This is a genomic window from Paenibacillus amylolyticus, from assembly GCF_051136285.1.
GTDB classification, from domain to species: domain Bacteria; phylum Bacillota; class Bacilli; order Paenibacillales; family Paenibacillaceae; genus Paenibacillus; species Paenibacillus amylolyticus_F.
In genome coordinates, this window is sequence record NZ_CP194938.1 from 5,960,079 (window position 1) to 5,985,822 (window position 25,744).

Genomic DNA, 25,744 nt, shown 5'->3' on the forward strand with positions numbered 1-25,744 from the left:
TCGTCTTTTTTATTTGTGCAAGGGTCGTCTGGTATTCAGACTGATTGAAGTGTTGGAGAGGCTGTGAATCAGGTGAAGAACAGTCACGATCAGAGCCAGTGCAGCGAGTGAGAGGGCTACAGCTGCCCAAATTGCCTGTGCAGGCCCCACATACAGGATTGTAATTACTGTCATGATTAGTCCGATGCCTGTTACTGTATAATTTGAAAAAGAGAGCAGACTGTTTGCTTTCGTTATATCTTCGCCTTTAACCAGTCGTGGCTGGAGTGTCTCCAAAGACAGGGACTCCCAGCGAATAATTGCAGAGAATAGTACAGTACCTGTAAACATAAGTGTAATATGTACTGTCAGGTGTGGCAGGGAGAATGCGATGCCGACGAGCAGCAGTATTTTGGTCAAAGGAACACCGATCATTAGTCTGGATAACGTAAAGCGTCTCATCAGAAAATCGAATGCGAATCTTGCTGCAGTATGGGCTAACCCGTAAAAGCACAGAAACAGCAGTGCATGGCCAATCCATTCAGTCTGACTGTATATAAGGCAGGTCAAGGTTGTGATTAAGATCACTTGTATAAGTGAGAGCAGTGTTCTGGCAGCCCAGAATGGATAAAATGCGATGTTCATACCAATCTGTCCTTTCTGTAACGATACCGATATCATTTATCTTACGGCTCATGTTACAGTAAGACCACAAATAAAGTTATCATATTTCCGTCAGTGCACGTCAAAGACCAGCTGCACAGGGAGCAACTGGTCTTGCTTTCAAGCTTGTTATTGTATTATGCCATGGCAAGAGTAAAAGCAATCAGTAGCATAAACAGACTGGACATTCGAACCATAGTCATGTAGGACTTGCTAGGTTCCGTCTCCCCTTGCATGATCCAGCCGTATCGAAGATACCAGCCAAACTTGGGAAAACACAGATTGATTATACATAACACCATAAATATAAAAAAGAGGATTTCCATCGTCGATCTTCCTTCCTCGTAACCATTAACGGCCCCGCCTTTAAGGTCTGCGTCTGGAAAAAATGAATACAATCCGTATACTGACGATGATGATCAATTCAATTATTGGTGTATCTCTGAATGGCAGGCAGGTTATGTGAATGGATAAGGATTAGTATGATTAAGAACTATTACCCAAGAACTACACGGATTGAATAACTGTGGTACAATATAATAGATTTTTTAATATCAACACATACCATCTGGAGTTAAAGATGTGAGATGGAGGAGACAGGCATGAGTCCAAATAATCAACTCCCGATGCAATGGGAGTTTATCATCTCGAAATTAAAATCCTCCGTTACGGTAGTTGACGCTACCTCGCCTGAGTTTCCGCTCATGTACGTAAACGAACATTTTACTCGGCTGACCGGATACACGCACGAAGAATCGATTGGACGGAATTGCCGATTTCTACAGGGGACGGATACCAATCCCGAAACCGTTTCAAATATTCGAGAAGCCTTGAGAAAGCAACAATCAACTAAAGTTGAGATTCTAAATTACACAAAAAGTGGTCAGAAGTTCTGGAATGAACTCAATATTGATCCCATTTTTAATGAATCAGGTGATTGCTTGTACTTTGTTGGTATTCAGTATGATATCACTGAACGGAAGTTTGCCGAAGAGCAACTGAAGCTTGCTGCGTCAATGGCTGAGAAAACCAGCAGAGGACAGCTGGAATTCATCGGTAAGTTAAACCATGAGCTTCGTACACCGCTAAATGGTATCATGGGCATGATTGAGCTTGCGGGAATGGGCGATATTACCGAAGAGCAAAAAGAATATCTGGAACTGGCACGTCAATCTGGAGAAGCGCTCCTGCACATTGTAAACAACAGTCTGGATATGGCGAAGCTCGGCAGAGGCAAAATGGGAGTGGAGCATATCGAGTTCCAGCCATTAAAGCTGATTCAGCAAATTGTGAAGACACATGAGCTGGCAGCCGTGAATAAACATATCCGTATATTTTGTCATGCAGATTTGAGTATTCCTGATGTGTTGTGGGGCGATCCACTAAGATTACGTCAAGTGCTGGATAATTTGTTGAGTAATGCCGTCAAGTTTACGGAGCAAGGGGAAGTGCAACTTCGAGTGGATGTCCAGCAGCGATCACATGAAAAGACCATGTTGACGTTCTCTGTACGGGACACAGGGATCGGCATCCCCTCTCATCAGATCAGCCAACTGTTTGATGCCTTTACTCAATCCGATATTTCACATGCAAGAAGGTTCGGGGGAAGTGGACTTGGGTTAACGATTTGCAAAGAGCTGTTGGAATTAATGAACGGCAGCATCAGTGTGGATAGTGCTGAAGGAAAAGGAACGGAGTTTCATGTGACGGTACCTTTTGGAAGTGAGCAGAGTATTTTTAACGCAGGATAAGACAGTGCAGGGCAGCAGCCGGAATGGATCTGGCTGCTTTTTTGTTGTGGAATGGATTGTTTTACGAACTGGTGTTCTGTTATAATGTTAGAGATGTTAGTGTTACATGGGGGAGGCACATCATGAGTAAGAGACGCAGCAGAAGAGGCAAACGAGCGAACCGGCAATTTAAAGGGAAAATGCTGACGTTGGTTGGCATGCTACTGATTGCTCTGTACGCTTGGGCAGGAGGAGAGTGGCCGCTGGACATCCCTTCTCCGTTCAAAGCAACTGACAAGAGTGTAGATCATACAATCACTTTTCCTGCAGATCGGTATCCAGAAACAGCAAACCACATCCGGAAAGCGCTCCAGGCAGGACATACGGATGTCTGTACGATCGACCGGAAGGGTGCTGAAGGAAACAGGGAGCTGTCACTAAAAGGTGTGCCGGTCAAAAAAGGAAAGGATCGGGATGAGTGGCCTATGGCGATGTGTGCAGAAGGCGGCAAGGGTGCGGATATCCAGTACATTACGCCAAAAGATAATCGCGGTGCAGGCTCATGGGTAGGCAATCAGCTAAGTACATATCCGGATGGTACGCGTGTTAAATTTGTCGTGAAATAACATGGGTTGTAGCAATAGAAGGATACAGAGGGAAGTTATTTTTGATTATGGAAAGTATAAAAAACAAACAGTATAAGAAAAACCAGACGTTAGTGACGTCTGGTTTTTTAAATATAAGTTGGCTCAAGTAGAAAAGGTAGATTTCCTACACATAGCTTATCTTTATCGATCAGCGCACATCCACATGTTCTCAATCCATGAAAGAGACTGTAAATGCAGGATGACAAGTTCAATGTCTACACGAGTTGCATGGTTCCCAGATGGTGAGAGCGAAGGGTTAAAAGACGAGTGACATGTTCGACTTCATCAAATGGAATCCACACATTTCCCTGCACGGTGCGCAAAGAGAGAATGGAGCTGTCTGCTGAACGCTCCGGGAAGCCGGTTACGGTCTGTCCGATTGTATTCCGAACCAGAATCTGTTGATTGCGCCGAATGGCAATTTCTACCTCATTTTTCATAAGTCATTGCTCCTGATTATAAGATATTCATCAATGTGTCGAAGTTTTCAATGGTTAATTTGTCTTCTTTATCTAGTCTATCAGAACTAGGTATAGATTTCCAGTAGAGAAATTTTCAAGCTATTCTAGGTGAATTGACTTAGTGAGTGGGAATGACGTTACTGAAAATATGCTGCGGGGTTATATAAGGTATGAGGAAGAGGAGGGGAACCACATGACAAAACTGTTTGTTGGGCTTGCTCGTTCGGAGCACGAGGCGATTATCCTGTTGAATGCGTTGAAGAAGGAAGGTATCCAAGATCAATATTTGGGGGCGGTAGCCAAGGAACAGATCGATCTGGAGACGATCAGCGAGAAGACGGGGTTACCCAAGCCGCTGAAAGGTGCTGGAACGGATGGAGCGCTTGGAGCACTGAAAGGCATATTAGCTGGGCTGGGAAAACGAATGAATCAAACCGCTTCTATCGGTAAAGCGGTGCGTAGATTAGCTGGTAATGAGATTGGAAGTGAGACCGATGATCTGGTCTTAACGCTAACAGAAGCAGGGATTCCGGAAGAGGATGCACGCCATTATGAGGACTGGCTGCTGCAAGGTCACATTCTGGTCATTGTGGAATGTAGCGAGGAGCAAGCGGCGCGTGTGAAGCCCATTTTGCTTTTTTAGTTTAATTTAAGGCTGATTTTAGGTTCCTTTAATGTTGGGGAGGTATTCTTATCTCACACCTCCCTTAATATAGATGGTTTACCGGAAGTCCGGGACCGCAACTCGGACTTTCTAGGCACTGTGAGCTTATGCTTGCAGTGCCTGTTTCATTTTTTGAGAAAAGGGTTGCATTATTAATATGTTCATGGTAAGATATTTCTTGTCGCCAAGAAAATATTACATACGCCGGGGTGGCGGAATTGGCAGACGCACAGGACTTAAAATCCTGCGGTAGGTGACTACCGTACCGGTTCGATCCCGGTCCTCGGCATCACGCGGTTTTACCCCGCAAACACAACGTTAAATGAGCGTCAAAATGCGATGGGTCCTGCGTACTTGAAGCGAGGCAATTCGCAGGTACACAGGATTCGCGCAAACACATCGGAGCATCCTACCGTTCACCTAACGGAAGGGGTGCTTTTTGCATTGGCGCGATTACGCGAAATTAAGAAGAGTTACGGAAGCAAGCGGCCAGACTGGTCGGAAGTATTGACGGAGTTTCTAGCGCATAAGCGGCTGGATGACGGAGTTGGACCGCAGACATTAACGGATTACACTAACGCGGTGGAATTGATATTCAAACGGTTCCCTAACGCATGGAAGACGGAGGCTGCGCTAAAAAAGGCGTGCCTCGAACATTTTTCCGCAGAGATGGCGCCGGCAACGTTTAATAACCGCTTGGTCTATATCCGCGCATTCCTAAAGTACAGCGTGGCGGAAGGTTACTTGTCGATCAATCCGCTTGAGAATATGAAGAAACGTAAAACGGGTAATCGGGCGGTGGCGGTCGAGACGGAGGTTCTGCAGGCGTTACTTGCCGCGCCAGACCAACGCACATTCGTCGGCCTCCGCGACTATACGTTGATCGTTCTGACGTTGGATACCGGCATTCGGCCGTCGGAGGCGCTAAGCTTGGTACCGCAGGACTTTAAGTTATCATTGAAGGAAGTCCACATACCGGCGCAGTTTGCGAAGAATAGAAATGCGCGGACGCTTCCTTTATCGGATATGACAACGAAGTCCATGCGGAAGTTGCTCGGCGTACGGGATGACGAGTGGGGTCCGGAGGTTCCGATATTCTGTTCGTACGAGGGGCGGCCGCTCAACCGGCACACCTGGGGCGACCGTATGGAGATATATTGTAAGAAAATCGGCGTACATATTCGTCCGTATGACTTGCGGCATGTTTTCGCTCTGGAGTTCTTACGTAATGGCGCTAACTCATTTGCGGTACAGCAATCACTCGGCCACTCTTCTATGGAGATGACGCGCAGATACGTGGCTCTGGTAAATAACGACTTAAAAGCGGAGCACGCGAAGGCAAGTCCGATCGACCGGCTGCTGTCGAAGCCTAAAGCGAAACGTAACACGAAAATTAAACGATAAACACTGACGCATGTCTCTTCGGAGATGTGCGTTATTTTTTACGTAAAAGTGTGCGAAGAAGGCGAAAGGGTTGTTAATACGGGTATACAGCAAATCGGAGAGGAGGCGGAGTCATGAACGACAAGGAGCGAGTGTTCAAACGGATTGACGCGCTTATAGACGCAGGCATTGATGTTACGCGTATTTCAAAAGAGTTAGCGCAGCGAGAATGCAGAGCTATTCGCAAACAGGCGGAGCGGGTATTCGGTAGTTATAAACAAGCGCTCATGGAATACGGAATAGGCGGGGCGATTGGAAAGCCGAGCGAAACGGAGTTATTCGGTTGTTTCGAAATAACGGATAATTACGAAGTGGTCGAAACGCCTAACGCATCTTATGTTCGCGAAATGTACGAATTAGACGACGTTACCTACCGAAGACTCACGCAGCCTTACCGCAAGCAAACGGAGATAGACGCACTAGACGAATTTTACCGTGAGCAATATCCGCTCGATCATCTTCCTACGGCTGTCCTGCGCGAAACCTATCCGAAGTTGTACGGATATTTGCGGAAGCATTACGGAACTTACTCCGCTTTTCTAAAGGCTTACCGAGTATCGTATGACTTTGCGCTTGATCGTAATTTTGGCGGCAGAAAGAGCGCAAGTTATGGGCACGCTTTCGAACGCAAGTTAGGCGTTATCCTACGCGCGATTTATACAGACGTTGAGCACCACGTAAAGATAGACGATTGCATTCCGGACTTTATCGTTAACGGCGCGCAGTGGTTAGATGCGAAACTGAGCGCTAGTACGATTTACGATACGAGGTCGCGAACTGCGGATAAGTACGCGAGGAAAGTTGACGCAATGACCGTTTACTACGCGCTGGGAAAACGAGAGCCATTTACGTACGGAATTGCAGAAATACTGCACGTATCAACGTTATATAGTGCTTTGGAGCGCGCAGGCAGACGTGATTTAGTGGACGATATGGAGGCGTTTATAAACGCAAACGATACTACACGAAAGGAGGACGCAGCATAATGACGCAATCAACCGAAACTCAACGCTTAGTTTCCATTGAATCTCAAACGGAATACTCCGTAACATCCGGCGCAACCGAAACGCGCATCTTCGTAAAGTTCTATGTTGAAGCCGTACGCTCCGGAATGATCGCCGACCTCGGACCGGAACGTCTGCAGACGCTTATCGTGCTGGCATCGTACATGGGCGCTGACGGTACGTGCTATCCTACGCAATGGCAGATCGCTAATAGCCTCGGAATAGCGCGGGAGACAGCGGGAAGACGCGTTAAGGCACTTGCAGACTACCGCTGGAAAGGTCAGCCGCTAATGTTACGAGAGCGGACGCGCCATCCGGATAGTAAGAAGTGGGAGAATACCGTATACAAAATCATGCCGATCAGCGGCTTGAGGATATTCGACAATTAAGGAGGACGCGAATTGATAAATATCGAGTTACCTCGTTTTGACTTTGATATAGACCTAGGCGATATGCGTAGGTTTGTGCAGACAAAGAGTGAGTACACGCATGTACAAAACGGCATTGCAACCATAAGTGAGGATTACTACAAAGCCAGAAGAACCCTCCTCGGTAGATTATTAGGAGACATAGATAAATCGCGCGGAGGAATTTACATCTTTACGAGCAGTGATTACCACGTTTACGCAGGAAAGAGCTCCAAGTTGTTCAATCGAATAGAACAGCATATTCGCGGTGCAGGAGGAGCTACAACTCTTTATGCCCACCTCCTAACTCATGTGAGGGGATTCCACGTAGATGATCCTTATGAGCGTGACATCTACGAGACTTTCGTGATTAAGGAATTTCTACCCGTCCTCAATGTAGCTAAGAAACCAGGTGACGTTCGCATCACACAGCTTGAAGCTAACACGGTTTTAACGTCACACTAAGTAGAACCAGTTATTAACTAGAACCATCTTTATAACTAGATTAAACATTACCGCTCAGTTGATTTTGCTTCGCAAACTAAACCTCGCGGGACGAATTAGATTAGCATATTTATTTATCCGCGCGGTAAATGATACGGAGCCAAAGGCGACGGCGAGTGTGAACGAAGTGAATCGCGAGCACATACGCACTTATAAAAGAAACGGAGGAATCACGTTATGTCTAACAACCGCAAACTCACGAAATTTCCCGTCATTGCCGAAGACGGCACGGAGTATCGCGTTACGATCGACGAAAGGATTCGTGAATATGGCGAGGATTACGTTGCCTGCCGGTTGTACTCGCAAAGCAAGCGTTGGTGGCGCGGGGATCGATTCCTACTTCTCAAATGCTATATCAACGGCCGCAGCGTATACGACTCGTCTCGCCCTGATTACGTTGGGATCGCGAAGAAGTTTTTATCGGATTGGGAGGCGCAAGCCCAACGCAAGTCCGCCGCCATCGATGCATTCCAAGCGTGGGACGGCCGCCTATGAAACGCATGAACGTAATTATCGTCATTTACGTAGTCGTTTCGCTGATTCTCGCCGGCCTAATAGCCTACGATTACTACGCTATGACTCATAATCTACCGGAGGTGTTTCCGCATGTTAAACAACGTTAAAATCACGGCAAATTACGCACTCAAAACGGACGACCGCAACTTCATCGTCCTGCAGCGCAAGATCGTCGATCCTACGAAGGCGCCCGGATACAAACCGATTGAAGGCGCTGAGCCACCGCCGATCCGCGAACGTTGGGACGAAGTTGCGTTCTATCCGCTGACAACCACCGGCCTGACCGCGCTCATTGACAGCGTAAGGATGCGTACAGTCGCGGAGTCCGGTGCGCGTGACCTGGCGCAAATGATCGTAGCTTTCCGCGAGACGACGGCGGAGATTATTGCGGCGATTAACGCTGGCTTATCGCCTGAGTTTAGCGTCAGTTTAGGCGCGTAGAGATAGGCGGAGGGTATTCGGTAGGGTACGGACGAAAGGCGATAATATCACGGTTAAATTACGGGAGGGATACGTGTGATAACGGAACAGCAACTAGTATTCATCGATAACGGCCGGGTATTGACGGATAGTTTGACGGTGGCGGACGTGTTCGGGAAAGATCATGCTAAAGTTCTAAGGGATATTCGAGAGCTTGATTGTAGCGAGGAATTTAATGAATCCAATTTTGGACTCATCTCCTATGAGGACTCAAGAGGCAGAGCCAAACCCAAATACGTCCTCACACAAGACGGTTTTACCTTTCTAGCGATGGGGTACACAGGTCGGGAAGCCGCGCGATTTAAAGAAGCATATATCAGACAGTTTAATCACATGCGTCAGCAACTCCAGCAGCTCTCCACGCCTTCTTATGCGATCGACGATCCCATTGCGCGGGCCAAACGTTGGATTCAGGAGCGCGAAGAAACGGAGCGCATTGAGACGGAGCGATTGCTGCTTGCGGAAAAGGTAACGGAGCAGGCTCCGAAAGTTGAAGCGTTCGATACGTTCATTTCCGCGGACGGACTTCAGACGATGGGCGACGTTGCGAAGTCTCTCGGATGGGGACGTAATAGGCTGTACGCTGAACTGCGTGCTCGGGACGTATTGATGAACGGGAATAAACCGTATCAGCGCTTCGTTAGTGGCGGCTATTTCACGGTGAAGCAGACGGTAAAGGGTAGCGACGAAGTTAAATTTACGCTGCCTGTAACAATGGTAACCGCGAAGGGAGTCGCATACATTGAGCGATTACTCGCGAGCTAAGGAGGATTAACGTATGAATAACGCACCAACATTCGAAACAATCGACGATATCATCGAATATTATCGCAAACAAAACGGAGAGGGTGGCGCGAATGAGTAACGTAGTGAAACCGACTATTCCCGCAGAGGTTGCGGACTTGATCGAGAACATGCGCAAAGCTGGCGTAACGAATCAGGAGATGACGCGAGTGGCGCAAGGTCACACGTCGGTTCCGGTATACAACGAAATCCTATCGTCCATTCCGTTCGATACGTTGCTGGCCGCGCTAGTAAACGGGTATGGGCGCGATAAGGCTCCGGAAGATCCTCGGTACGTTGAGCTTCGGAAGGAGTACGTATGGCGCAACGGATCAATCACCGAATATATCATAGGAATGGCGGACGGAATACGTTATGCGGTCGCGATGCTCGGCGTCAAAATCGAAGGAGTGAACGCGTAATGGAGGCGGCGAATTAAATAACGTAAATCTGCGCTAGAGCTAGTATTACGAAGAACGCGGAAGTTGTTCGAGAGCATGTCACACTTTTCGGACATTTAATCGCCGAATATGGCGTTTTACCAAAATACGCTAGTCCACTTATAATCGGAGGTGTCAACGAATGAAACGAGATTTACACGCTGACTTAGCGCTATGCGAGGTGACGACTCCCGGTCCGTGGCGTTACGGAGAAGGCGAAAGCGGAATCGACCCACGTCCGGCAGTATTGATGAACTTTGACTACGAAGAGGGCGAGTGGTATGTTAGCGCCGACTTCGCGGATTTAGACGAAGCAAGGTTTGCGACAGAGTCACGCGAAGGTTGGCCGGAAGCTATCCGCAGAGCGATCGCGGCTGAGGCGGAATTAGCTGCAGAGGAAGACAAACGTTGTCATTACGAAATGCAAGCGGATGAACTTGCGCTGGAGATTGAACGATTACGCGCAGTACTCGATCAGTTTGACGACCGTAAACATGCGATGATGCCGCGTTCTCAAATGGCGCGGATTGCGAAGGAAGCGTTAGACGCATCCCCGTCCGAATTCGTAGATGTAACGGAGTCTCGCCGCTGGCTCAAGGCGCTAGTATCCGCGCTAGATGACGGAAGAATCCAACAAACGCGGCTGTCTAGCGGAACGGATTACGTTATCCTCGGTGCGCGTGAGCATGTACGGAAACTCAATACGGAGGTGACCGCCGATGCCACGCGCTAAAAAGCCGCCTAAGACACCTAAACCGAAGATCACCGCAGACCAGCGCAAGGACTGGCGCAACCTCTCGCTCGAACACTGGAACGTTCTTACGCTGCAGACGATGTTCGCCGACTTGAACCGCGAGCATTACGGAGTTACCGTTTATATCCCGATGCGCGGCTACGGTTTCGAACAAGGCGTACTCAAACGCGCACTCACCGATTACGGAGCGGCCGCCCTACGTGAGTCCATTACGAGAGCCTTCCGCGAGTATAGGCCGACGCCGCAGTATCCGCAATTGACGGCGGGATTCCTGATCGCGTATCTTTTGCCACGGATCATGCCGCAAGTTTTAGCGGAACAGGCGAGAGCGGATAAACAGGCGGAATATTGCGGTAATGGTGCAGATAACAACGTATTGACTGACGATGAGATTATCGATTTATTTTAACGCGTCTTCTATAATCGTACGAAAATCATCCGTAAAACAGGCGCAGAGTGGACGTTATTCCGATTCAAATACGTTACATTAGGGAGGAAGCGGAGATATGCGTGAGATTAAATTCAGAATGTGGGACGAAGAGGAACAGCAGATGATTAGTGGTGATTCGTTAGCATTTGAAGAGTATGCTCCAATCAGCGATCTACTGACCCAAGAGGGTATCATGCAGTACATCGGACTAAAGGATAAGAATGGAAATGAAATTTACGAGGGAGATATTGTGACAGTTGACGAAGGCAGGTACACCGGAATAGTAAAGTTCAACGATCACGATTTGTCATATGTAATAGAAGATAAGACAGGCGGTTATGGCTTTGTGAACGGGCAGAGATACGACGAATGGCCGGAATATCGAACTTATGAAGTCATCGGGAATCGTTGGGATAACCCCGGATTGGTAGGCGAACGCGCATGACTATCCTCGAAGCAGCACAAGCTAGCGCGCAAGGATTTACCGTTACATCAAACGCAGGCCGCCGCTACACTCCGGATCAGCTCGATGTAAAGTGGGTTGGCGCCCATTACGCATCGATGAATAACGCCGGCATGACGGAGGCCGAGCGGAAGGGGGCGTGGAAAATGACGCACGATCTTAAACTTGTACAACCGTATTATGACGCGGTAGCTTCCGGACGAAAGACGTTCGAGGTGCGAAAGAGTGACCGACCTTACACGGAGGGAGATTACGTAAATTTGCGCGAGTTTGATCCAAATACCGGAGAGTATAGCGGGCATTCCGTGTTAAGACGAATTTCGTACGTGCTTGACGAGCCTGCGTACGTACCGGAAGGTTGCGTGATATTCGGTATTGTATTACCGAACTAACGGAAGGAGGAACGCAATTGTCCAACACTAAAAACTGCATACTAGCGCAGCACTGTTCGTTAGCTGATTCCGCGCAATGTACGAAGCTATGCGGATCATATATCGCAACGCACGGCTTAAACGGAGCCGGCGGACGTGTAGGCGCGGCAAACCTACCGTCAGACTACCGCGGCTTAACGTTAGCTAACTCGCCCGCACGGACGGAGCAGGCGTCGATTTATCGCGCGATGGAGGAGTACGTTAAGACGTTCGTTCGCCAATTCGAAGAGTCGCCGGCGGAACCGATCAAATCGCTGTACTTTTATAGCGCGGGGCCAGGAACCGGTAAGACTACGACGGCTGCCGCAATAATCGGCGAATACATCGTACGTCACTATATCGGATCTATCCAGCGCAACAGGCAAGCGTTGGATCGGCCGGCATATTTTCTCGATGTAAACGCGTGGCAGACGCTCTATACGGAGTTCAACCGACCCAAAGTACCGGAGGACATTGCGGAGCCTGCAGCACGCCAATACTACGCGCAAATGCAGCACGCGAAGGCCGCCCCGTTTGCGGTACTTGACGATATCGGAGTGCGCGAAGATACGGAAGGTTTCCGCAGCGACTTGCATAGCGTGATTAACTATCGCGTGACGAGCGGATTGGTAACGGTGTATACGAGCAACGTTGCGCTGAAAGACCTAGGCACGGTGTTACGCGAAACAACTCCGCGTCTGATCGACCGGATACGCGACCGCTGTATTGAGCGCGAGTTTGTCGGAAAAAGTCACCGCGGGTTAAGAAGAGCATAAAAACGTAAAACAAAGAAAACGGGAGTATTCGGAAGTTGTGAAAAAGTCAACTTTTATGGACGACAATTGTTCGACAAAATGCGACTTGACATCGGTGTTATAAATCACACTTTACGAAATTTATTTCCTAAATGTGTCCAATTAATTACGTAATTTGGGATATATGTCGAATGTCAAAACGTTGTCAATAGGTAAAATTGTCCTAAAACGCGGTTTGACGACAAATACGTACAAGGTGTACAACAGGAGGTGTAGGTTACATGGCAGTTATTGGTCAGCAACTTTTGTCCAAGATCATTGACGATGGATCAACGCAAGCCATCGCAAAGTATAACGTTAAGCGTTCGGACTTTCCTTCGCGCATCGAACAGGCCGCGTATGACTTCGTAGTCAGTTACGCAGAGTCAAACGGAGGTTCCGCGCCATCAGTAGCGACATTCGTATCGAACAATCCGCAAATTACGTATATCCCGGAGGTTACGGATTCTTACGAGTACCTGGCAGGGCAGCTAAAAGACGCGGTCGGCAAGCGAGAGTTTGCGGAATATATTAACAGTCCGGAGTTTACGCGGTCTTACGAGACGTTAACGACCGAGGCGTTTTTAAATAGCTTGACCGCAAAGGCTGAGCGGATTAAAATGGAAACACGAACAGGTGTTCCGAATATTACGGATATTTCCACGTCTGGCGAGCAGTTTTTGGATGAGTATCGCGCACGTAAATCCGGCACATCATTTAAGATATGGACCAGCAAATTCGACTCCATTAACGAAGCGATCGGCGGCTACCTTTCCGGAAACATGTACGCATGGTACGGGCGGTCTGGACGCGGAAAATCCGTTATCGTAATGGAGGAGGCGTTAGAATCCGCGTTCCAGGGTGCGATTGTCCTACTGTGGATACTCGAAATGAGCACGTTCGAATGGATGGCGCGGGCGTACTCGTCCATCTCCGCGAGAGTTAGTGGCACAGTTGCACGGATTGACGGCGTTGACTACACGGTGGGCTTCGATAACAAGCGGATGCTCATGGGTAAGTTGGACGACGCTTACGAACGCGGACTAGAACAGTTTGTCGCGTCGCTTAACGAGATCATTCCAGGCAAAATCCTACTCCGCGCAACTGATAGCGAAGGTTTCATAAACCGTGGAATTGCTAATCTGGAAACGGATATAACCGAAGTGGATGCGGATGTTGTCGTAGTCGATCCGATATATTTGATGGACTTCGCGGCGAACACATCGCGGACGGCTGGCGGTGACGTTGCGGAAACATCGAAGAAGCTGCGGAGAATGGCAGGCAGACTAAAGACCGTCGTACACGTCGTAACGCAAGCGGACGAAGTTAAAGACGAAGAGAACGCGGACGGAGAGCGCGAATTGGTTGCTCCTAAGCGAGCGGAAGTTAAGAAGACGAAGGCGATACTTGAAGACGCTACGAACCTACTCGGCGTAGATACGTTGTATAAGGAAGGGCGCGGCGCGGTATGGATCAAGAAGGGGCGGAATGGCGGCGAGGATACGCGTGTTGAAATCGTATACTTGCCGAACTACGGCGTGGTGCGCGAGTTAGATACGCAAGGGCAGGCGGAACAGTTTGCGAGCGTGAGCGGTTTTTGATTACCGCTTATGCTTCGCGGCCGTATAAAAAGTCGATCGACACGTTGAAATAGTCCGCGACTACCGGGATTAATCCGATAGGAAACTTACGGGTTCCCGAAAGATAGTTGTTGAGGCTCTGCGGTGTAATGCCGAGCGCGGCAGAAAGTTCCTTCTGTTCTACGTTGTTCTGTTCAATAAGATGTCGGACGTTCCGGGCAACAATTTCTTCGTAACTCATGTAAACTTCTCCTTGACTCTTCACGAAACGTGTATTAGGATGAGGATACACGAAACGTGAATCGGTATTTTTATCCACTATATCACGTTTTGCATAAGTGTTCAACCGAAAGGAGGACAAATTTATCAGCAATGTCATAAACGTTGACACGTTCCTTGCCGCACTCGACACGCACGATTGGCGCAATGTACAACCGAATACTCGCGGACGTCTCAACGCATCATCACCGTTTGGTCTACGCGATGATAAGATTCCGTCATTCAGCGTTATTATCGATCCGGACTCACCCGACTTCGGTTGCTGGCGCGACTCAGGCGCTAATAATCCGGACTATGCCCGCGGCGGTCCGATTAAACTATACGCGTTCCTTCGTAACATTACGTATGAAGAGGCGCGGGAAGAGTTGACGACCGGAGAGATTACCGAGGACGGCCCGCCTAAGCTGCGCATCAAAATAAAGCCGACAACCGCTGAGCGACCGAAGCCGATCGATATCTCCGCGCACAAAGCCGACGCCGTTCCGTATCTTACTGAGCGCGGGATAAGTGCAGAGACTCAGCGCATGTTTGACTGCGGATTTGACTCGCATAAGAATGCGGCCGTCATGCCGTGGCACGATCCGAGCGGCGCGCCTATTAACGCAAAGTGGCGGGTAACCTGGTCGAAAGTGTTTTTTTATGCGAAAGGTGGCGCGCCTGTACGTAATATGATCTACGGCATCCATCTCGTTTACTTGCGCGGAATAAGACGCGTAATTATCGTTGAGTCCGAGACTGACGCGATGTACTTGTGGAGTAACGGATATCCTGCGATTGCGGTCGGTGGCTCTACGTTTACGGATAGCCAGGCGGAAATGTTGCGGATGTCGCCCGCTCAGGAAATCGTGATCGGGACGGATAATGACGCGGCTGGCGAGAAGTTGCGGGAAGAGGTTGCGGCTAAGATGCGCGGATATTGCGAGTTGTACGACGTTAGGTGGCCGGAAGGTGCGAAGGATGCGAACGATGTGCGCGATGAGATTGCGTTGAGGCGAGCGGTTAAATCTGCCACGCGAAGAAATCTTTTCATAATGGCGCAACATAGTATCGACACATATCGTCATATGATGTAATATCAGGAAGTACGCACTAGTGCGTATAAAAGCGGGTACGCGGAGGCTAGTCCGACGTACGCCGCAAATACAGCTCAATCATTCAGGCTTCTCTGCTCTCCACTCATAAAGTTCAAAAGGATTGTCAATCTTTAGTACAGCACAGATTAACCTCGCTTTATCAAGCTTCATAAGCCCTTTTGTCCAACGTTCCTTTATTAGCCCGTTTATGTATTGTGGGCTAAGTCCCGTACGTCTTGAAAGTTCAGCTTGAGACATACCTGCACGGTCGAGTAAGTATTGGAGGCGGCATTCTCCTGGATAGAGCTCCATAAAACATTGCCTCCAACTTGCTACAAAGGTTACACAAAACATTTTAACATATTTTTCTTCAAAAAGTGTGCGAACCTCTTTTTTCAATTGTTAATATGAGTATAAGCCGAAGGGAGATAAAACATGGACCTGACAAAACTTAATAATCGAGCCGTTGCACATAGAAGCAATCCTTGCGAGGAAACCTTCAATGAACTGTACAGAGAGGCGCGTAACGTGTTTAGTAGAGCACACCGAACCCGTGTTATCAGGAGCGGTTATGGAGATGAGCACGATGCCGACGAAATTTTTGACACTGCCGTACTCAAACTAACTAGAAGTCCAAAGCACTTGGACCTTGAATATGAACAGTGGGATTTCGGTAGAATGCTCTCAACCGCACTAAAGAACGGAATGCTGAACCATATCAAATCAGTAAGGAAATACCATAATTTATGTATCTTAGGTACGGAGTCCACCGGTGATGAGGATGCGCCAACATCCGAAGTCAGAGACGAGTATAATCTCGAAGAAGAAGTGTTAAGTCAGCTACGCAAAAAAGAAGACGACCAGCGCCAACTGATCGTCTCCCTAACTGACCCTACCCAGGTCGACCACGATACAACGCTAATTGTATCGCAGTTTCCGCAACACGATTCCATCACGGCGCTCGCTAAAGCGCTAGGAATGCATCACGAGTTTGTTAAACGCAAGCTTCGCAAGTTATCTCGCGGATACGACGCTAATCGTTTCGGAGATATTAACGAATACTTAGCCGTTTAACCTCTAAAGAACTCGGTCGGAGTTTCAGGCACGAAGCCCGACCTTGTTCGTTAAGAGTATATCACACTTTTTTAACAATTAACCAATACGAAAAAGATATGTATGTTGTAAATCTTTGGTAACATGACCAACTCACAATTAGCATGTTACCACGGATTGATAACGCTTGTCAACGCTATCTAACTATATTATACCCGGAGGTGCGCCGTATGAAACGCGCTCACATGTTAAATATACGTTCATCTAACAACGAAGTTTCACGTTTTCTTAACATTTCCATTCCGCAATCTCGCCGCCATCCTGACGTCTGGTATAACGGATCGATCCGCGAATACGAAGACGCCGCCGATTATATTGACGCACGCCACTTGCGGAGAGGCCGGGTGATCGCGTAATGACCGTCATGTACGCTATCGATCCGCAGGCCGGTACGCACTTTATCGGTAAGATTTTCGTTAGACCTCACGCTTGTGACCGCGCGGTTGAGCATTTCGGCGTCGACCGCAGCAAGGCGCCAGTGTACGTAATGGACTTGTTGCGCAAGTCTTCGCTTGTATCCGAACACGTCATCGACGAGGACGGAAAACCGGCGCGCATGTTTTCGTACCGCCGCACAGTATTCATCGTACATCCGACGGAAGATACGGTGATCACGCTTTATCCGCAACACAAGGCGCATGAGTCCGTCCGCAATCCGATCGAGCGGCTAATCATCCGCGCTATGAAGGCTGCTGAACGCAAGGAAAAGCGCGAGGTTAAACGGATTAATGTACGCAAGGCGGAGCTAACCGTGGAGCGCTCGCAGGCCGGGTTGCGCCGCGTTAAATCCGAGTCGTCCCGCGTGGTTGCCGAGATGACTGCGCGGATTAAAGAGATTGAGTCCGAATTGAAGGCGCTGGAACGCGAGATTTTACTGGTACAACGCGAGAAAACGAACGTTATGAAGAGCGTAGTGGCTTACGTTTGAACCGTATCGTTTCCTATTATATGTGTGCGTACGAATAAGGCCGACATTGCCTGCGTCGGCTGCGCGGTATTAACGTTTAGTACCGTACAGCGGGCGTGGGAATCGCGACCCGAAAATAAACCGAAAAGGAACGTGATCGAATGTCGATGTTTACGAAGGTTGGCGCAGAGGCTGTAGCAGCAGGTACGGACAATGGAGGCGCGAAGGAAAGTCCGATGACATCGTTTAAGTCCGGAAGTCTCTTCAAAGTTGGCGTCAAGTCGATTAACAATGTCGCGGAGTACTACGGTTACAGCATCTTCAACAAAGTAAACACGTTCGTACCGAAAACCCCCGCAGCTCGTAACGCTAAAGGTTATATCACCGGTGGCCACACGGTATGGGACAAAGCGTCCGAGTTACTGTACGCGGAAGCAAACGCAGCGAAAGAGGCAGGCGCAAGTGAAGACGCGGTAAAAGTAATCACGGATGAAGCGTACCTGTACAAAGGTAAGAAGCGTTATCTCCGCGCATTCTACGACTTGACGACAGGCAAAGACATCGTGGTTGATCTATCGCCTAAACAGGAACAGACGCTGAAATCCGTCATCGAAGACAACGTAGACGACTTGGACGTAATCACGTTCAAGCTCGCTAAGAAAGGCGCAGGCACCGCGGCTGTCGTATCGCTCAACGCCATCGTTAAAATGGACCGCGACTTGACGGATGAGGAACGCGCTAACTTCGCCAAGATCGGAGACGAACCGTTTGACTTCGCGGATTTCGAAACGTGCTTGTACGTAGCTGACGAAGAGGAACAAACGAAGAACCTCGTAATCGCGGGCTTTGATATCGGACGCCTCGGACTCTCGATCGGTGCAAGTAGCGCTAACAACGCGCCAGCTCCATCCGATAATGGCGCGCCAATCGATATCAGCGACGATGATCTTCCGTTCTAATTAAACGTTAAGGAGGCGGAGGTATGGACGTAAACAACGTAGCGGGTCCGGAAACACGCAAGCTCACCGTAATGCTCAACGTTCATGACGTTCGCAAGTTACCGCAAGCCGGCAAGAACCTCGCGAAGTTTATAACGGAGCTCTCGCACGAACACGGTCTGTTTATGACAGACATCGTAATGAGCGTTGAGCCTACGCAATACACAGCGTTTGGTGCGGCGGAATTGCCAGCGGACGAGGGCGATATTGAGATCGTCTTCGTACCGGAAAGGGAGGACTAATAGTTGAATAACAAACGATGGCTAATAGCTACCGCTCCAGGTAAAGAGCGCGAATGTTATCGAGTCAACGAACAGGACGTAGAAGGATACGTAAACAGCTTACGCACTAGCGGATTTTCAAAGTTCTACGTTGCTGCCGATTCTTACGTAATTGACGATAAGGGCAGAAAGGAGCGTGATTAATATCGCACACGTAACGGAAATTACCGGAAAGTATTCGGAGCTGGCGGCGCGTCTTGCGCTGTTAGCTAACGGATGGACCGTACACAAGGCGGAGACGGACGAAGCTTACGATATCCTGGCGCGTGATCCATTAACGGGTGACTACGCTAAGATCCAGGTGAAAACCGTTCGCCAGCGTATGGATCGCGGCGGCGACCTCGTAGTTTATGCGCGGAAAGGGAACGGAACAACGTACGACTTATCCGATGCTGATCTAATAATTGGCGTCTGGGCCGTCGATGGCGAAATGCCGCGCGTATTCATGTTCGAGAACCGATTATGCGGAGAGTACTGGTGCGCCGAGGCACGCGCTAGTGAGCGTTGGGTGGAGCTTTCGTTAGCGCTTAATCGCGAATTAGTGACAGCGGCAGCCTAACGTAAGCGAGCGAAGTGAGTAAGACCGGGCGGAGGTCCCAACGGACAGCCCACGCGTTCGGAACCGAATACTACGGCGCATTTATGGACAAAGGCGATACAGTTACGCTCATCGTACCGGTAGAGCAACGCTTCGACCGGGAGGTGGACGCCGCGTAACCGCAAGCTTCACGCAAATAACGGGAGAGGAGTGAGCGCTATAACACCGAAACTAACGCTAAACTTACGGCCGCCTGCGCCAGATGATGGAGCAGCCGAACGGGTGGTCGACGCAACTAAGCGGAAGAAGGCGGCGCAGGAGACTATAGAGGACGCGTGGGTACGAATACTTGCGATGAAGAATAGCGATTCGGATACCGAGAAATTGCTTGCGGTTAAGAACGCCATGGAGACGGGTGTAACAGGCAGACATCAGTCCGGCGTCGGCAAGCGGTTCAGCAAAGCGGAAGCTCTACGAATATACGGCGATCTGCGCGTGATGTTACGGGAAAAAACGTTACGCGAAATGGTCGAAAATACTCCGCGCAATTATTTCCTCATTACGAACGAGAAGCTGTTGGCGCGGCTGAACGAAAGGTTACGGGAGGAAACGGAAGTAGCGGTCGATACGGAGACAACGGGCGTAGACGTTTATACTGACGTCATTGTCGGGATTTCCCTAACGTTGCCATCCGTAAGTGTTCCGCCATTACGCGAAAAAGGCATGCACGTTTATATTCCGGTTATGCACGATGAAGGCGATCAACTTTCGCGTGATTACGTATTATCCGAATTGCGATGGTTTTTATACGACGAAGGCATCGGCAAGGTTCTCCATAACGCGGTGTTTGATATCGCGATGTTTAGGCGACACGGCTCCGATCTTCGCGGACTTACGTGGGATACGATGGTCGCGATGCACCTATTAAACGAAAACGAACCGTCATTCCGATTGAAAGACCTGGCGCCGAAGTATCTCGGAGTTGAGTCGGATACCTTCGCGGAGTTATTCGGAAAGACGCCGTTCAACGAGATTACGCTCGACATTGCGCTGGCATATGCCGGCAAGGATACGGATTTGACGTGGCAGTTATATCAGTTCCAATACGAACACTTCACGAAGATTCCGACGGTTCTCGAATACTTCCGAACGGTCGAGGTTCCGCTTCTATACGTAATCGTCGAAATGGAGGCCAACGGATATATTCTCGATTTGGACTTCGCGAAAGAGTACGGAGAGCAATTAGGAGCGCGGGCAAAAGTGCTCCACGCCAAGCTCATCGAAGTCCTATCGAAACATCACGAAGGAGACGCGGAACTTAATCTCAACTCCGGACCGCAAATGAAAGCCGCGCTGTCCAAGGTGATCGGTAAGGAACTCCCGAATATGGATGCGAAGAAGACGCTTAAGCCAATGGCGCGTGATTTCGAAGTTATCGCGGATCTCCTGGAATACCGGAAGATCACGAAGTTAAGCGGCACTTATATCGACGCGCTTCCAACGAAGCAGAATCCGACGACTAGGCGTTGGCACTCGCGCTTTAATCCGATCGGCACCGTTACGGGACGCTTTAGTTCCGGAAAAGACGAAGAGGCTGCGGATTCCAATCAGTTCAATGTTCAAAACCAGCCGGAGGATGCGCGAAAGATGTTCGTTGCTCCTCCGGGCAAGGTACTCGTATCTGCGGACTTTAAAGCGCAGGAGATTCGGTGTACCGCGTACCTATCCGGCGAGCCCGTCCTAATCGAAGCCTTTGAAAAGGGAATCGATCCTTACGCTAATATGGCGAGTATGTACTACAAGCGCCCTTATCACGAAGTTAATAAGCTGCCGAGCGGAGAGGATACGCCTGAACGTAAAGCGATGAAGGTCGTATGGCTGGCGACATTATACGGAATGAGCGACTTTTCACTCGCGGATATGCTCGGACTGAAGAAGCCGGAAGCGACTGCGTTTAAAGAAGAGTTGTTCAGCGGAATGCCGAAGCTTAGCGCTTGGCTAAAAGCGAACGAAGAGGACGTTGCCAAATACGGATTTGTGTGGGCGGATAAACAACAACGGAAACGCCGCCTGCCTGACGGAAAGCTCAAGCGGAAAGAAATCCCGTTCGGCAAATGGAATGACGCCAAATACGAAGAGCACCGCAAGCATAACTCACGTATTAACCGCGCGATGCGTCAGGGAACGAATGCACGCGTTCAAGGAAGCTCCGCAATACAGACGAAGGTAACGATGATACGTGCGCATGAAGAATGCGAGAAACGCGAAGGGTGGGCGCTTTGGGGAACGATCCATGACGAGCTCGTATTCGAGATTCCGGAAGACTTTACGCGTGAAGATATCGTGGTTATAGAACGAATCATGACGCAATCCTACGCATGGGGAACCGTCGCTAACGGAACGGATATCGCGATTATGACGCGTTGGGGCAAAGGCGTGACGCCGGAAGACTGGTTCAAACAAAAGGAGGCTGCGTAAATGGAGAACGAAATCGTCACCGTACTTGACATCGAAACAACCGGACTCGATCCGCACACTGATCACATCACGGAAATCGCCGCCATCCGTGCGGAAGTTGGGCCGGGCGGTTACATCCGCGAGATTGGACGTTTCCAGACGTATGTTGCGCTGCCGGATGTAAATGGCGAAGCGGTTGAGATTCCGGAGTTCATCACGGAGCTGACCGGAATTAAGGCGGAGGATTTGCGCGGCGCTCCTTCTGTTTGGTCAGCAATAGGCGCGCTGTTAGCTTTCGTCGGTGAGGCCGCAGTTATCGCACATAATATCCCGTTTGATCTTCGATTCATTGCGGCCAACCACCCGCTTGGAGACGTAATAACTTATCCGCATGGATTCGCATGCACTCGCGCCATGTCCCGCCTAATCGATCCGGACGAGAACGCAAGCCTAGCGCCGACATGTGAACGTTACGGAATCGCGCTTAACGGACATCATCGCGCAATGAATGACGTGGAGGCTACGCTGCAGCTTTATGCGGTACTCAAGGAGAAGGCGGAAGTTAACGGAATCACATACCGCAATGTCGTCGTAGACAGCCCGGAGCGGCCACTGACTTATACGCCGCCTGGCGCGATTGTGCGTACGATTGAGCGGAAACAAACGAAGGAGGTTGCGTAGATGAACGCGGACAAAGCGCAAGTTGAGGCGAAAATAACGGAAGCTATCGAAGTGGCGCAAGCTGATCCGGACAGCGGCGCCGAGGAGTCAATAGTATACGCGGTAGACTTCATTAAGCGCACTTTAGAAATACCGTGCACGTACGATTACTGCGGAGGCTTTGACAGTCCCGGTTATCGCATTATGTGCTACGCGATTGCGTACGTAACCAAAGATGGTGAGCTCGGAATCTATACGTATACACACGAATTATACTAAGGAGGCGGTTTAAATTACGGATAACCAACTAATCGCAAATAGAATCGCGGAGCAATTTACGGTATTCCTGAACGAAGTCCATTCCGCGCCAGAAGTGTACGACGACGCACTCGACGCGCAGATTCATCAGTTGTACGCCGATATCCTCACGGACAAATCACGCAAAGTATGGCCGCCGCGTAACATTCCGTATTTCTCTCCGTCAGCCGCCGATTCAGATCCGCGCGGTCTATACGAAAAGGTACGCGGAGCTAAAAAGGAATCACGCGGACGTCAACCGAATCAGGGGCGCCAGACTCGCATTGGTACGTCCATCGGGGATATTATCCAACGCGATATCCTCTTCGCGGAGAAACATTATGCGCGGTATGCTGGCGAGAATCCTCCGTTTGTATTCGATCGCAATGAACGAGGCGAGCCGATGTTCGAGGACTTCGCGAAGATGTCCAAGATCGTTGAGCACGCGGGTCAAACGTTCGCCCTCTTCGGAACCTCGGACGGAGTTATGCGCGTGTGGATTCCGGAGCTTGGCCGTGAAGTACGCGTCGGTCTTGAAGTTAAGAGCAAGCAGACTACGTATGCGAAAACGTCCGGTTACAGTATGCGCAACGGTCCGGAAGAAGGTCATGTTAAACAATGCGTCAGCTACTCCGTTATGTACGACGTTGACTTCTACGTAATCCTCTACGTTAACGGTGCGCGGAAAGCGTGGGATATGACGCCGGCAGAGTTCGAAAAGAATCCGGATATCGCCGCTTTTGGCCTGTACATTACGGATGAGATGCGCGAAGACTTGCTCGGACACTTTGTGGGAATCTTAGACGCCGCGGATAAAGGCGAACCGCCTGCGACGGATCTTGGTAAGTGGAGATTCAACGATTTTAAACGGACGATCGCGCTGTCCTTATCTGACGAAGAACTCGACGCGCTTAGACGTAAAGTGGCGGCGGTTCAGCGGTCGGGATTACCGGATTGGCAGAAGCGTGGGCCGGCGGAGGCGCTTGCGGATATCGAGCGTATTAGGGCGGAAGAGGCGGAGAGCCAAGCGAAGGAGGTTGCGTAAATATGAACGTATTTAACCGAATCCTCCTCGGAATTGTGTGCGTAGGGCTTACCTCCGCCACGCTATGCGGATTGTTCTTGTGGATCGGTATACTCGCGGACAGCGAGTATACGTGGCTAACCAAGTTAGGCGTTGCGCTGATCATCCTCGCGCTATTTATCCAAGGATATACGTCAGGAGGCGATGATCATAGCGAAACCCAAAGAGCGGCCTAAACGTTACCTCGGCCTCGACTTGTCGCTGTCTCCCGGCCTCGCGGTAATCGACGTTAAGGAACGCATCCCGACGCTCGTATACACAGGCTCAGTCGCAACGGACACCAACATTAATCACGCGGCTCGCTCCGTCGTAGTCGAATCGTTTATTGCGCAGAACGTCTACGAATACATGCCGTTCGATATCGTACTACGCGAGGATTTTACGTCAGGCAAGAACAAGGACGCTACTCGGGCGGTGTTTAACTCGTGGACAGCCGCCGATCGCGCATTGAACGTATTTGGATACGAAGCCGCGAAGTTCAAGAAGGGCGAGCATCTGACGCCAACAACCGTAAAGAAGGCGGTAGGTGGGAGTGGGCGCGCTGATAAGAAGGAAGTAGCTAACGGTGTACGTAGATTACTCCGTCTGCCAGACGACTATCCGTTTAAAGACGGTAACGACGACTCGGATGCATGTGCTGTTATTTTAACGTACTTGATGCGCGAGAATTTAATTGATACGGAGGCTGATGCGGCATGAAAACGGACATTCTTACGGTGGTTGATACGGGATATGACGCGAGTACCGGATTCTATGTTAACGGAAGGTTGGAGCAAGATGTCCACTGCAACGATGAGCACGAGATTCCGGATAGGCTATACGACTTAATGACGCAGTATAATTTCGCGAAGGTTGAGCGCAAAAGACTGACGGATGAGGCGTACGAAGCCTATTGCGACGAGCGGAATTACGCCCACCCACCGCGTCTCGGTACGTATACTGACGCAGATTTCGAATGAGCAGCGAATTATCCGCACGCCTCGCCGAACATCAACGCCAGGAAATCGCAGCTCTCGAACGGTCCGTTATGGTCTACCGAGGGCTTGCGGAAAAGTACGAACGGAGACTTGCCAACGCGAAACAACTATATGAAACGGAGATGATTTCGAATAATGACACCGCAGACAGTAACGAAGCCTAATAACCGTACCCTTACGTTTGACCCGACGCGCTTATCTACGTACGCCGACCGCATCCTCGCCGGACTCATAGGCGTAGACAAAACGATTCTACTGCGCGGAGTTAACGCAAAGCTCCGCCAATCTTCCGTAAGCGGAGAAGACGTGAGCCAGGCGTTCATTATGAGCGCGCTCGAACTCGTAACGAAGGAGGAACCGGAATGGAAATACGCAGCGGCTCGCGGTCTGCTTACGTCACTGTACAAGAAAGCCGCGCATAATCGCCGATACAAATCGTATGCCGATCGCCCGTACGGCGGCTTCTATCCGCTAGTTACCGATATGGTGGCGCGGGGTCTGTATCGTACGGAACTTACGGAAGCATATACGCGTGAGCAAATCGAAGAGCTCGGCGCAGAGATCGATCCGACGCGCGATTTACTATTCGATTACATCGGACTGCTTACGTTGGCTGAACGTTATCTTACGCATGACTTCGATGGGCGCGTGATGGAACTGCCGCAAGAACGCTATATGATTATCGCGATGTTCCTAATGCACCAAGAACCGGCGGGTAAGCGTGTGGAGCTCGTTAAAGAGGCGTATTGGGCGATGTCTAACCTATATATGACGGCGGCGACTCCTACGCTATCTAACGCGGGCAAGGCTACCGGCGGCCAGCTATCGTCATGCTTCATCGATACCGTTGACGATTCGCTCGAAGGTATCTTCGATTCAAATACGGATGTGGCGCGACTTAGCAAAATGGGTGGCGGCATTAACTAAC

Annotated in this window: 37 protein-coding genes, 1 tRNA gene and 1 pseudogene; 34 read left to right on the forward strand and 5 right to left on the reverse strand. The window is 49.7% G+C overall.

Annotated features, from left to right (window positions below; genetic code table 11):
* Positions 1 to 9: 9 nt before the first annotated feature.
* Positions 10 to 624: a hypothetical protein gene (locus tag ACR8BL_RS25820; protein WP_434750179.1), complete on the reverse strand. Its 615-nt coding sequence runs from the start codon at positions 622 to 624 to the stop codon at positions 10 to 12.
* Positions 625 to 779: 155 nt separating this feature from the next.
* A complete protein-coding gene (locus tag ACR8BL_RS25825; protein ID WP_434750180.1) occupies positions 780 to 968 on the reverse strand; it encodes a DUF6199 family natural product biosynthesis protein in 189 nt (62 codons plus the stop codon).
* A gap of 276 nt (positions 969 to 1,244) precedes the next feature.
* On the opposite strand from ACR8BL_RS25825, the gene ACR8BL_RS25830 reads away from it, so the two are divergent.
* Complete coding sequence (locus tag ACR8BL_RS25830; RefSeq protein ID WP_434750181.1) at positions 1,245 to 2,393, forward strand: ATP-binding protein; 1,149 nt, start codon at positions 1,245 to 1,247, stop codon at positions 2,391 to 2,393.
* A gap of 122 nt (positions 2,394 to 2,515) precedes the next feature.
* Positions 2,516 to 2,998, forward strand: a complete 483-nt coding sequence (locus ACR8BL_RS25835) for a NucA/NucB deoxyribonuclease domain-containing protein (protein ID WP_434750182.1) — start codon at positions 2,516 to 2,518, stop codon at positions 2,996 to 2,998.
* Positions 2,999 to 3,234: 236 nt separating this feature from the next.
* On the opposite strand, the gene ACR8BL_RS25840 is transcribed toward ACR8BL_RS25835, so the two are convergent.
* Positions 3,235 to 3,459: a hypothetical protein gene (locus tag ACR8BL_RS25840; protein WP_434750183.1), complete on the reverse strand. Its 225-nt coding sequence runs from the start codon at positions 3,457 to 3,459 to the stop codon at positions 3,235 to 3,237.
* A 214-nt stretch (positions 3,460 to 3,673) separates the two neighbouring features.
* Between ACR8BL_RS25840 and ACR8BL_RS25845 the strand changes: the two genes are divergently transcribed.
* The 16 genes from ACR8BL_RS25845 to ACR8BL_RS25920 all read left to right on the forward strand — a co-directional run bounded on the left by ACR8BL_RS25845 (position 3,674) and on the right by ACR8BL_RS25920 (position 14,173).
* Entirely contained in the window at positions 3,674 to 4,123 is a 450-nt protein-coding gene (locus tag ACR8BL_RS25845) for a hypothetical protein (protein ID WP_434750184.1), read from the forward strand.
* Positions 4,124 to 4,347: 224 nt separating this feature from the next.
* Positions 4,348 to 4,433 (forward strand) — tRNA-Leu (locus tag ACR8BL_RS25850).
* 155 nt (positions 4,434 to 4,588) lie between these two features.
* Entirely contained in the window at positions 4,589 to 5,548 is a 960-nt protein-coding gene (locus ACR8BL_RS25855; RefSeq protein WP_434750185.1) for a tyrosine-type recombinase/integrase, read from the forward strand.
* 113 nt (positions 5,549 to 5,661) lie between these two features.
* On the forward strand, positions 5,662 to 6,573 hold the full coding sequence (locus ACR8BL_RS25860; protein WP_434750186.1) for a hypothetical protein: 912 nt from the start codon (positions 5,662 to 5,664) through the stop codon (positions 6,571 to 6,573).
* 125 nt (positions 6,574 to 6,698) lie between these two features.
* The gene (locus tag ACR8BL_RS25865) at positions 6,699 to 6,980 is read left to right on the forward strand and encodes a helix-turn-helix domain-containing protein (RefSeq protein ID WP_434750187.1); all 282 of its coding nucleotides are present in this window, start codon (positions 6,699 to 6,701) and stop codon (positions 6,978 to 6,980) included.
* A 12-nt stretch (positions 6,981 to 6,992) separates the two neighbouring features.
* Complete coding sequence (locus ACR8BL_RS25870) at positions 6,993 to 7,463, forward strand: GIY-YIG nuclease family protein (protein WP_434750188.1); 471 nt, start codon at positions 6,993 to 6,995, stop codon at positions 7,461 to 7,463.
* A gap of 216 nt (positions 7,464 to 7,679) precedes the next feature.
* Positions 7,680 to 7,997, forward strand: coding sequence for a hypothetical protein (locus ACR8BL_RS25875; RefSeq protein WP_434750189.1), 318 nt, complete (start codon positions 7,680 to 7,682; stop codon positions 7,995 to 7,997).
* Between the two features lie 111 nt (positions 7,998 to 8,108).
* A complete protein-coding gene (locus ACR8BL_RS25880; protein WP_434750190.1) occupies positions 8,109 to 8,459 on the forward strand; it encodes a hypothetical protein in 351 nt (116 codons plus the stop codon).
* A gap of 75 nt (positions 8,460 to 8,534) precedes the next feature.
* Positions 8,535 to 9,263 (forward strand): Rha family transcriptional regulator, encoded by a 729-nt coding sequence (locus ACR8BL_RS25885; protein WP_434750191.1) that lies wholly within the window; start codon positions 8,535 to 8,537, stop codon positions 9,261 to 9,263.
* Between the two features lie 92 nt (positions 9,264 to 9,355).
* Positions 9,356 to 9,703: a hypothetical protein gene (locus ACR8BL_RS25890; RefSeq protein WP_434750192.1), complete on the forward strand. Its 348-nt coding sequence runs from the start codon at positions 9,356 to 9,358 to the stop codon at positions 9,701 to 9,703.
* Positions 9,704 to 9,902: 199 nt separating this feature from the next.
* Positions 9,903 to 10,454 carry a hypothetical protein gene (locus ACR8BL_RS25895; RefSeq protein WP_434750193.1) on the forward strand — a complete coding sequence of 184 codons (552 nt, stop codon included), beginning with the start codon at positions 9,903 to 9,905 and terminating at the stop codon, positions 10,452 to 10,454.
* Positions 10,441 to 10,884: a hypothetical protein gene (locus ACR8BL_RS25900; protein ID WP_434750194.1), complete on the forward strand. Its 444-nt coding sequence runs from the start codon at positions 10,441 to 10,443 to the stop codon at positions 10,882 to 10,884. Before ACR8BL_RS25895 ends, ACR8BL_RS25900 begins: the two co-directional genes overlap by 14 nt.
* Positions 10,885 to 10,981: 97 nt before the next feature.
* A complete protein-coding gene (locus ACR8BL_RS25905) occupies positions 10,982 to 11,350 on the forward strand; it encodes a YopX family protein (protein ID WP_434750195.1) in 369 nt (122 codons plus the stop codon).
* Positions 11,347 to 11,760, forward strand: coding sequence for a DUF3850 domain-containing protein (locus tag ACR8BL_RS25910; protein ID WP_434750196.1), 414 nt, complete (start codon positions 11,347 to 11,349; stop codon positions 11,758 to 11,760). The genes ACR8BL_RS25905 and ACR8BL_RS25910 overlap by 4 nt, the downstream gene beginning before the upstream one ends.
* 17 nt (positions 11,761 to 11,777) lie before the next feature.
* The gene (locus tag ACR8BL_RS25915; protein ID WP_434758280.1) at positions 11,778 to 12,554 is read left to right on the forward strand and encodes a DNA replication protein; all 777 of its coding nucleotides are present in this window, start codon (positions 11,778 to 11,780) and stop codon (positions 12,552 to 12,554) included.
* A 260-nt stretch (positions 12,555 to 12,814) separates the two neighbouring features.
* Positions 12,815 to 14,173 (forward strand): DnaB-like helicase C-terminal domain-containing protein, encoded by a 1,359-nt coding sequence (locus tag ACR8BL_RS25920; protein ID WP_434750198.1) that lies wholly within the window; start codon positions 12,815 to 12,817, stop codon positions 14,171 to 14,173.
* A gap of 7 nt (positions 14,174 to 14,180) precedes the next feature.
* Here the strand turns inward: ACR8BL_RS25920 and ACR8BL_RS25925 are convergent, their stop codons facing one another.
* A complete protein-coding gene (locus ACR8BL_RS25925) occupies positions 14,181 to 14,393 on the reverse strand; it encodes a helix-turn-helix domain-containing protein (RefSeq protein WP_340028940.1) in 213 nt (70 codons plus the stop codon).
* Positions 14,394 to 14,997: 604 nt separating this feature from the next.
* On the opposite strand from ACR8BL_RS25925, the gene ACR8BL_RS25930 reads away from it, so the two are divergent.
* Positions 14,998 to 15,504 carry a toprim domain-containing protein gene (locus ACR8BL_RS25930; protein WP_434750199.1) on the forward strand — a complete coding sequence of 169 codons (507 nt, stop codon included), beginning with the start codon at positions 14,998 to 15,000 and terminating at the stop codon, positions 15,502 to 15,504.
* Between the two features lie 78 nt (positions 15,505 to 15,582).
* Here ACR8BL_RS25930 and ACR8BL_RS25935 read toward each other — a convergent pair whose 3' ends face one another.
* A complete protein-coding gene (locus tag ACR8BL_RS25935) occupies positions 15,583 to 15,903 on the reverse strand; it encodes a helix-turn-helix domain-containing protein (RefSeq protein WP_434756476.1) in 321 nt (106 codons plus the stop codon).
* Positions 15,904 to 15,939: 36 nt separating this feature from the next.
* Between ACR8BL_RS25935 and ACR8BL_RS25940 the strand changes: the two genes are divergently transcribed.
* The 15 genes and pseudogenes from ACR8BL_RS25940 to ACR8BL_RS26010 form a co-directional block, all read left to right on the forward strand.
* The gene (locus tag ACR8BL_RS25940; protein WP_434750200.1) at positions 15,940 to 16,578 is read left to right on the forward strand and encodes a hypothetical protein; all 639 of its coding nucleotides are present in this window, start codon (positions 15,940 to 15,942) and stop codon (positions 16,576 to 16,578) included.
* Between the two features lie 209 nt (positions 16,579 to 16,787).
* On the forward strand, positions 16,788 to 16,973 hold the full coding sequence (locus ACR8BL_RS25945; protein WP_434750201.1) for a hypothetical protein: 186 nt from the start codon (positions 16,788 to 16,790) through the stop codon (positions 16,971 to 16,973).
* 8 nt (positions 16,974 to 16,981) lie between these two features.
* Positions 16,982 to 17,545, forward strand: a complete 564-nt coding sequence (locus tag ACR8BL_RS25950) for a hypothetical protein (protein ID WP_434758281.1) — start codon at positions 16,982 to 16,984, stop codon at positions 17,543 to 17,545.
* Between the two features lie 140 nt (positions 17,546 to 17,685).
* Positions 17,686 to 18,483 carry a hypothetical protein gene (locus ACR8BL_RS25955; RefSeq protein ID WP_434750203.1) on the forward strand — a complete coding sequence of 266 codons (798 nt, stop codon included), beginning with the start codon at positions 17,686 to 17,688 and terminating at the stop codon, positions 18,481 to 18,483.
* Positions 18,484 to 18,506: 23 nt separating this feature from the next.
* Positions 18,507 to 18,764 carry a hypothetical protein gene (locus ACR8BL_RS25960; protein WP_434750204.1) on the forward strand — a complete coding sequence of 86 codons (258 nt, stop codon included), beginning with the start codon at positions 18,507 to 18,509 and terminating at the stop codon, positions 18,762 to 18,764.
* A 3-nt stretch (positions 18,765 to 18,767) separates the two neighbouring features.
* The gene (locus ACR8BL_RS25965; protein ID WP_434750205.1) at positions 18,768 to 18,947 is read left to right on the forward strand and encodes a hypothetical protein; all 180 of its coding nucleotides are present in this window, start codon (positions 18,768 to 18,770) and stop codon (positions 18,945 to 18,947) included.
* Entirely contained in the window at positions 18,916 to 19,362 is a 447-nt protein-coding gene (locus ACR8BL_RS25970) for a hypothetical protein (protein WP_434750206.1), read from the forward strand. The genes ACR8BL_RS25965 and ACR8BL_RS25970 overlap by 32 nt, the downstream gene beginning before the upstream one ends.
* Positions 19,363 to 19,866: 504 nt before the next feature.
* Positions 19,867 to 21,819, forward strand: coding sequence for a DNA polymerase (locus tag ACR8BL_RS25975; protein ID WP_434753256.1), 1,953 nt, complete (start codon positions 19,867 to 19,869; stop codon positions 21,817 to 21,819).
* Entirely contained in the window at positions 21,820 to 22,479 is a 660-nt protein-coding gene (locus ACR8BL_RS25980) for a 3'-5' exonuclease (RefSeq protein ID WP_434750207.1), read from the forward strand.
* Positions 22,480 to 22,737 carry a hypothetical protein gene (locus ACR8BL_RS25985; RefSeq protein WP_434750208.1) on the forward strand — a complete coding sequence of 86 codons (258 nt, stop codon included), beginning with the start codon at positions 22,480 to 22,482 and terminating at the stop codon, positions 22,735 to 22,737.
* 130 nt (positions 22,738 to 22,867) lie between these two features.
* On the forward strand, positions 22,868 to 23,800 hold the full coding sequence (locus tag ACR8BL_RS25990; protein WP_434750209.1) for a hypothetical protein: 933 nt from the start codon (positions 22,868 to 22,870) through the stop codon (positions 23,798 to 23,800).
* Between the two features lie 2 nt (positions 23,801 to 23,802).
* Positions 23,803 to 24,015, forward strand: a complete 213-nt coding sequence (locus ACR8BL_RS25995; RefSeq protein WP_434750210.1) for a hypothetical protein — start codon at positions 23,803 to 23,805, stop codon at positions 24,013 to 24,015.
* On the forward strand, positions 23,984 to 24,538 hold the full coding sequence (locus tag ACR8BL_RS26000; protein ID WP_434750211.1) for a crossover junction endodeoxyribonuclease RuvC: 555 nt from the start codon (positions 23,984 to 23,986) through the stop codon (positions 24,536 to 24,538). The genes ACR8BL_RS25995 and ACR8BL_RS26000 overlap by 32 nt, the downstream gene beginning before the upstream one ends.
* Entirely contained in the window at positions 24,535 to 24,798 is a 264-nt protein-coding gene (locus tag ACR8BL_RS26005) for a hypothetical protein (protein WP_434750212.1), read from the forward strand. The genes ACR8BL_RS26000 and ACR8BL_RS26005 overlap by 4 nt, the downstream gene beginning before the upstream one ends.
* 153 nt (positions 24,799 to 24,951) lie before the next feature.
* Positions 24,952 to 25,737, forward strand: a pseudogene (locus tag ACR8BL_RS26010) (ribonucleotide reductase N-terminal alpha domain-containing protein); the annotation flags it as partial.
* Between the last annotated feature and the right edge of the window lie 7 nt (positions 25,738 to 25,744).

Excerpts from the sequence above, each read along its gene's own strand:
- ACR8BL_RS25945 (WP_434750201.1), top strand. The coding sequence starts at position 16,788 with ATGAAACGCGCTCACATGTTAAATATACGTTCATCTAACAACGAAGTT.
- ACR8BL_RS25925 (WP_340028940.1), bottom strand. The coding sequence starts at position 14,393 with ATGAGTTACGAAGAAATTGTTGCCCGGAACGTCCGACATCTTATTGAA.
- ACR8BL_RS25900 (WP_434750194.1), top strand. The coding sequence starts at position 10,441 with ATGCCACGCGCTAAAAAGCCGCCTAAGACACCTAAACCGAAGATCACC.
- ACR8BL_RS25845 (WP_434750184.1), top strand. The coding sequence starts at position 3,674 with ATGACAAAACTGTTTGTTGGGCTTGCTCGTTCGGAGCACGAGGCGATT.
- ACR8BL_RS25980 (WP_434750207.1), top strand. The coding sequence starts at position 21,820 with ATGGAGAACGAAATCGTCACCGTACTTGACATCGAAACAACCGGACTC.
- ACR8BL_RS26005 (WP_434750212.1), top strand. The coding sequence starts at position 24,535 with ATGAAAACGGACATTCTTACGGTGGTTGATACGGGATATGACGCGAGT.
- ACR8BL_RS25975 (WP_434753256.1), top strand. The coding sequence starts at position 19,867 with ATGGTCGAAAATACTCCGCGCAATTATTTCCTCATTACGAACGAGAAG.
- ACR8BL_RS25880 (WP_434750190.1), top strand. The coding sequence starts at position 8,109 with ATGTTAAACAACGTTAAAATCACGGCAAATTACGCACTCAAAACGGAC.
- ACR8BL_RS25890 (WP_434750192.1), top strand. The coding sequence starts at position 9,356 with ATGAGTAACGTAGTGAAACCGACTATTCCCGCAGAGGTTGCGGACTTG.
- ACR8BL_RS25940 (WP_434750200.1), top strand. The coding sequence starts at position 15,940 with ATGGACCTGACAAAACTTAATAATCGAGCCGTTGCACATAGAAGCAAT.
- ACR8BL_RS25950 (WP_434758281.1), top strand. The coding sequence starts at position 16,982 with ATGTACGCTATCGATCCGCAGGCCGGTACGCACTTTATCGGTAAGATT.
- ACR8BL_RS25825 (WP_434750180.1), bottom strand. The coding sequence starts at position 968 with ATGGAAATCCTCTTTTTTATATTTATGGTGTTATGTATAATCAATCTG.
- ACR8BL_RS25840 (WP_434750183.1), bottom strand. The coding sequence starts at position 3,459 with ATGAAAAATGAGGTAGAAATTGCCATTCGGCGCAATCAACAGATTCTG.
- ACR8BL_RS26000 (WP_434750211.1), top strand. The coding sequence starts at position 23,984 with ATGATCATAGCGAAACCCAAAGAGCGGCCTAAACGTTACCTCGGCCTC.
- ACR8BL_RS25960 (WP_434750204.1), top strand. The coding sequence starts at position 18,507 with ATGGACGTAAACAACGTAGCGGGTCCGGAAACACGCAAGCTCACCGTA.
- ACR8BL_RS25905 (WP_434750195.1), top strand. The coding sequence starts at position 10,982 with ATGCGTGAGATTAAATTCAGAATGTGGGACGAAGAGGAACAGCAGATG.
- ACR8BL_RS25910 (WP_434750196.1), top strand. The coding sequence starts at position 11,347 with ATGACTATCCTCGAAGCAGCACAAGCTAGCGCGCAAGGATTTACCGTT.
- ACR8BL_RS25985 (WP_434750208.1), top strand. The coding sequence starts at position 22,480 with ATGAACGCGGACAAAGCGCAAGTTGAGGCGAAAATAACGGAAGCTATC.
- ACR8BL_RS25875 (WP_434750189.1), top strand. The coding sequence starts at position 7,680 with ATGTCTAACAACCGCAAACTCACGAAATTTCCCGTCATTGCCGAAGAC.
- ACR8BL_RS25920 (WP_434750198.1), top strand. The coding sequence starts at position 12,815 with ATGGCAGTTATTGGTCAGCAACTTTTGTCCAAGATCATTGACGATGGA.
- ACR8BL_RS25820 (WP_434750179.1), bottom strand. The coding sequence starts at position 624 with ATGAACATCGCATTTTATCCATTCTGGGCTGCCAGAACACTGCTCTCA.
- ACR8BL_RS25995 (WP_434750210.1), top strand. The coding sequence starts at position 23,803 with ATGAACGTATTTAACCGAATCCTCCTCGGAATTGTGTGCGTAGGGCTT.
- ACR8BL_RS25830 (WP_434750181.1), top strand. The coding sequence starts at position 1,245 with ATGAGTCCAAATAATCAACTCCCGATGCAATGGGAGTTTATCATCTCG.
- ACR8BL_RS25955 (WP_434750203.1), top strand. The coding sequence starts at position 17,686 with ATGTCGATGTTTACGAAGGTTGGCGCAGAGGCTGTAGCAGCAGGTACG.
- ACR8BL_RS25865 (WP_434750187.1), top strand. The coding sequence starts at position 6,699 with ATGATCGCCGACCTCGGACCGGAACGTCTGCAGACGCTTATCGTGCTG.
- ACR8BL_RS25930 (WP_434750199.1), top strand. The coding sequence starts at position 14,998 with ATGCCGTGGCACGATCCGAGCGGCGCGCCTATTAACGCAAAGTGGCGG.
- ACR8BL_RS25860 (WP_434750186.1), top strand. The coding sequence starts at position 5,662 with ATGAACGACAAGGAGCGAGTGTTCAAACGGATTGACGCGCTTATAGAC.
- ACR8BL_RS25835 (WP_434750182.1), top strand. The coding sequence starts at position 2,516 with ATGAGTAAGAGACGCAGCAGAAGAGGCAAACGAGCGAACCGGCAATTT.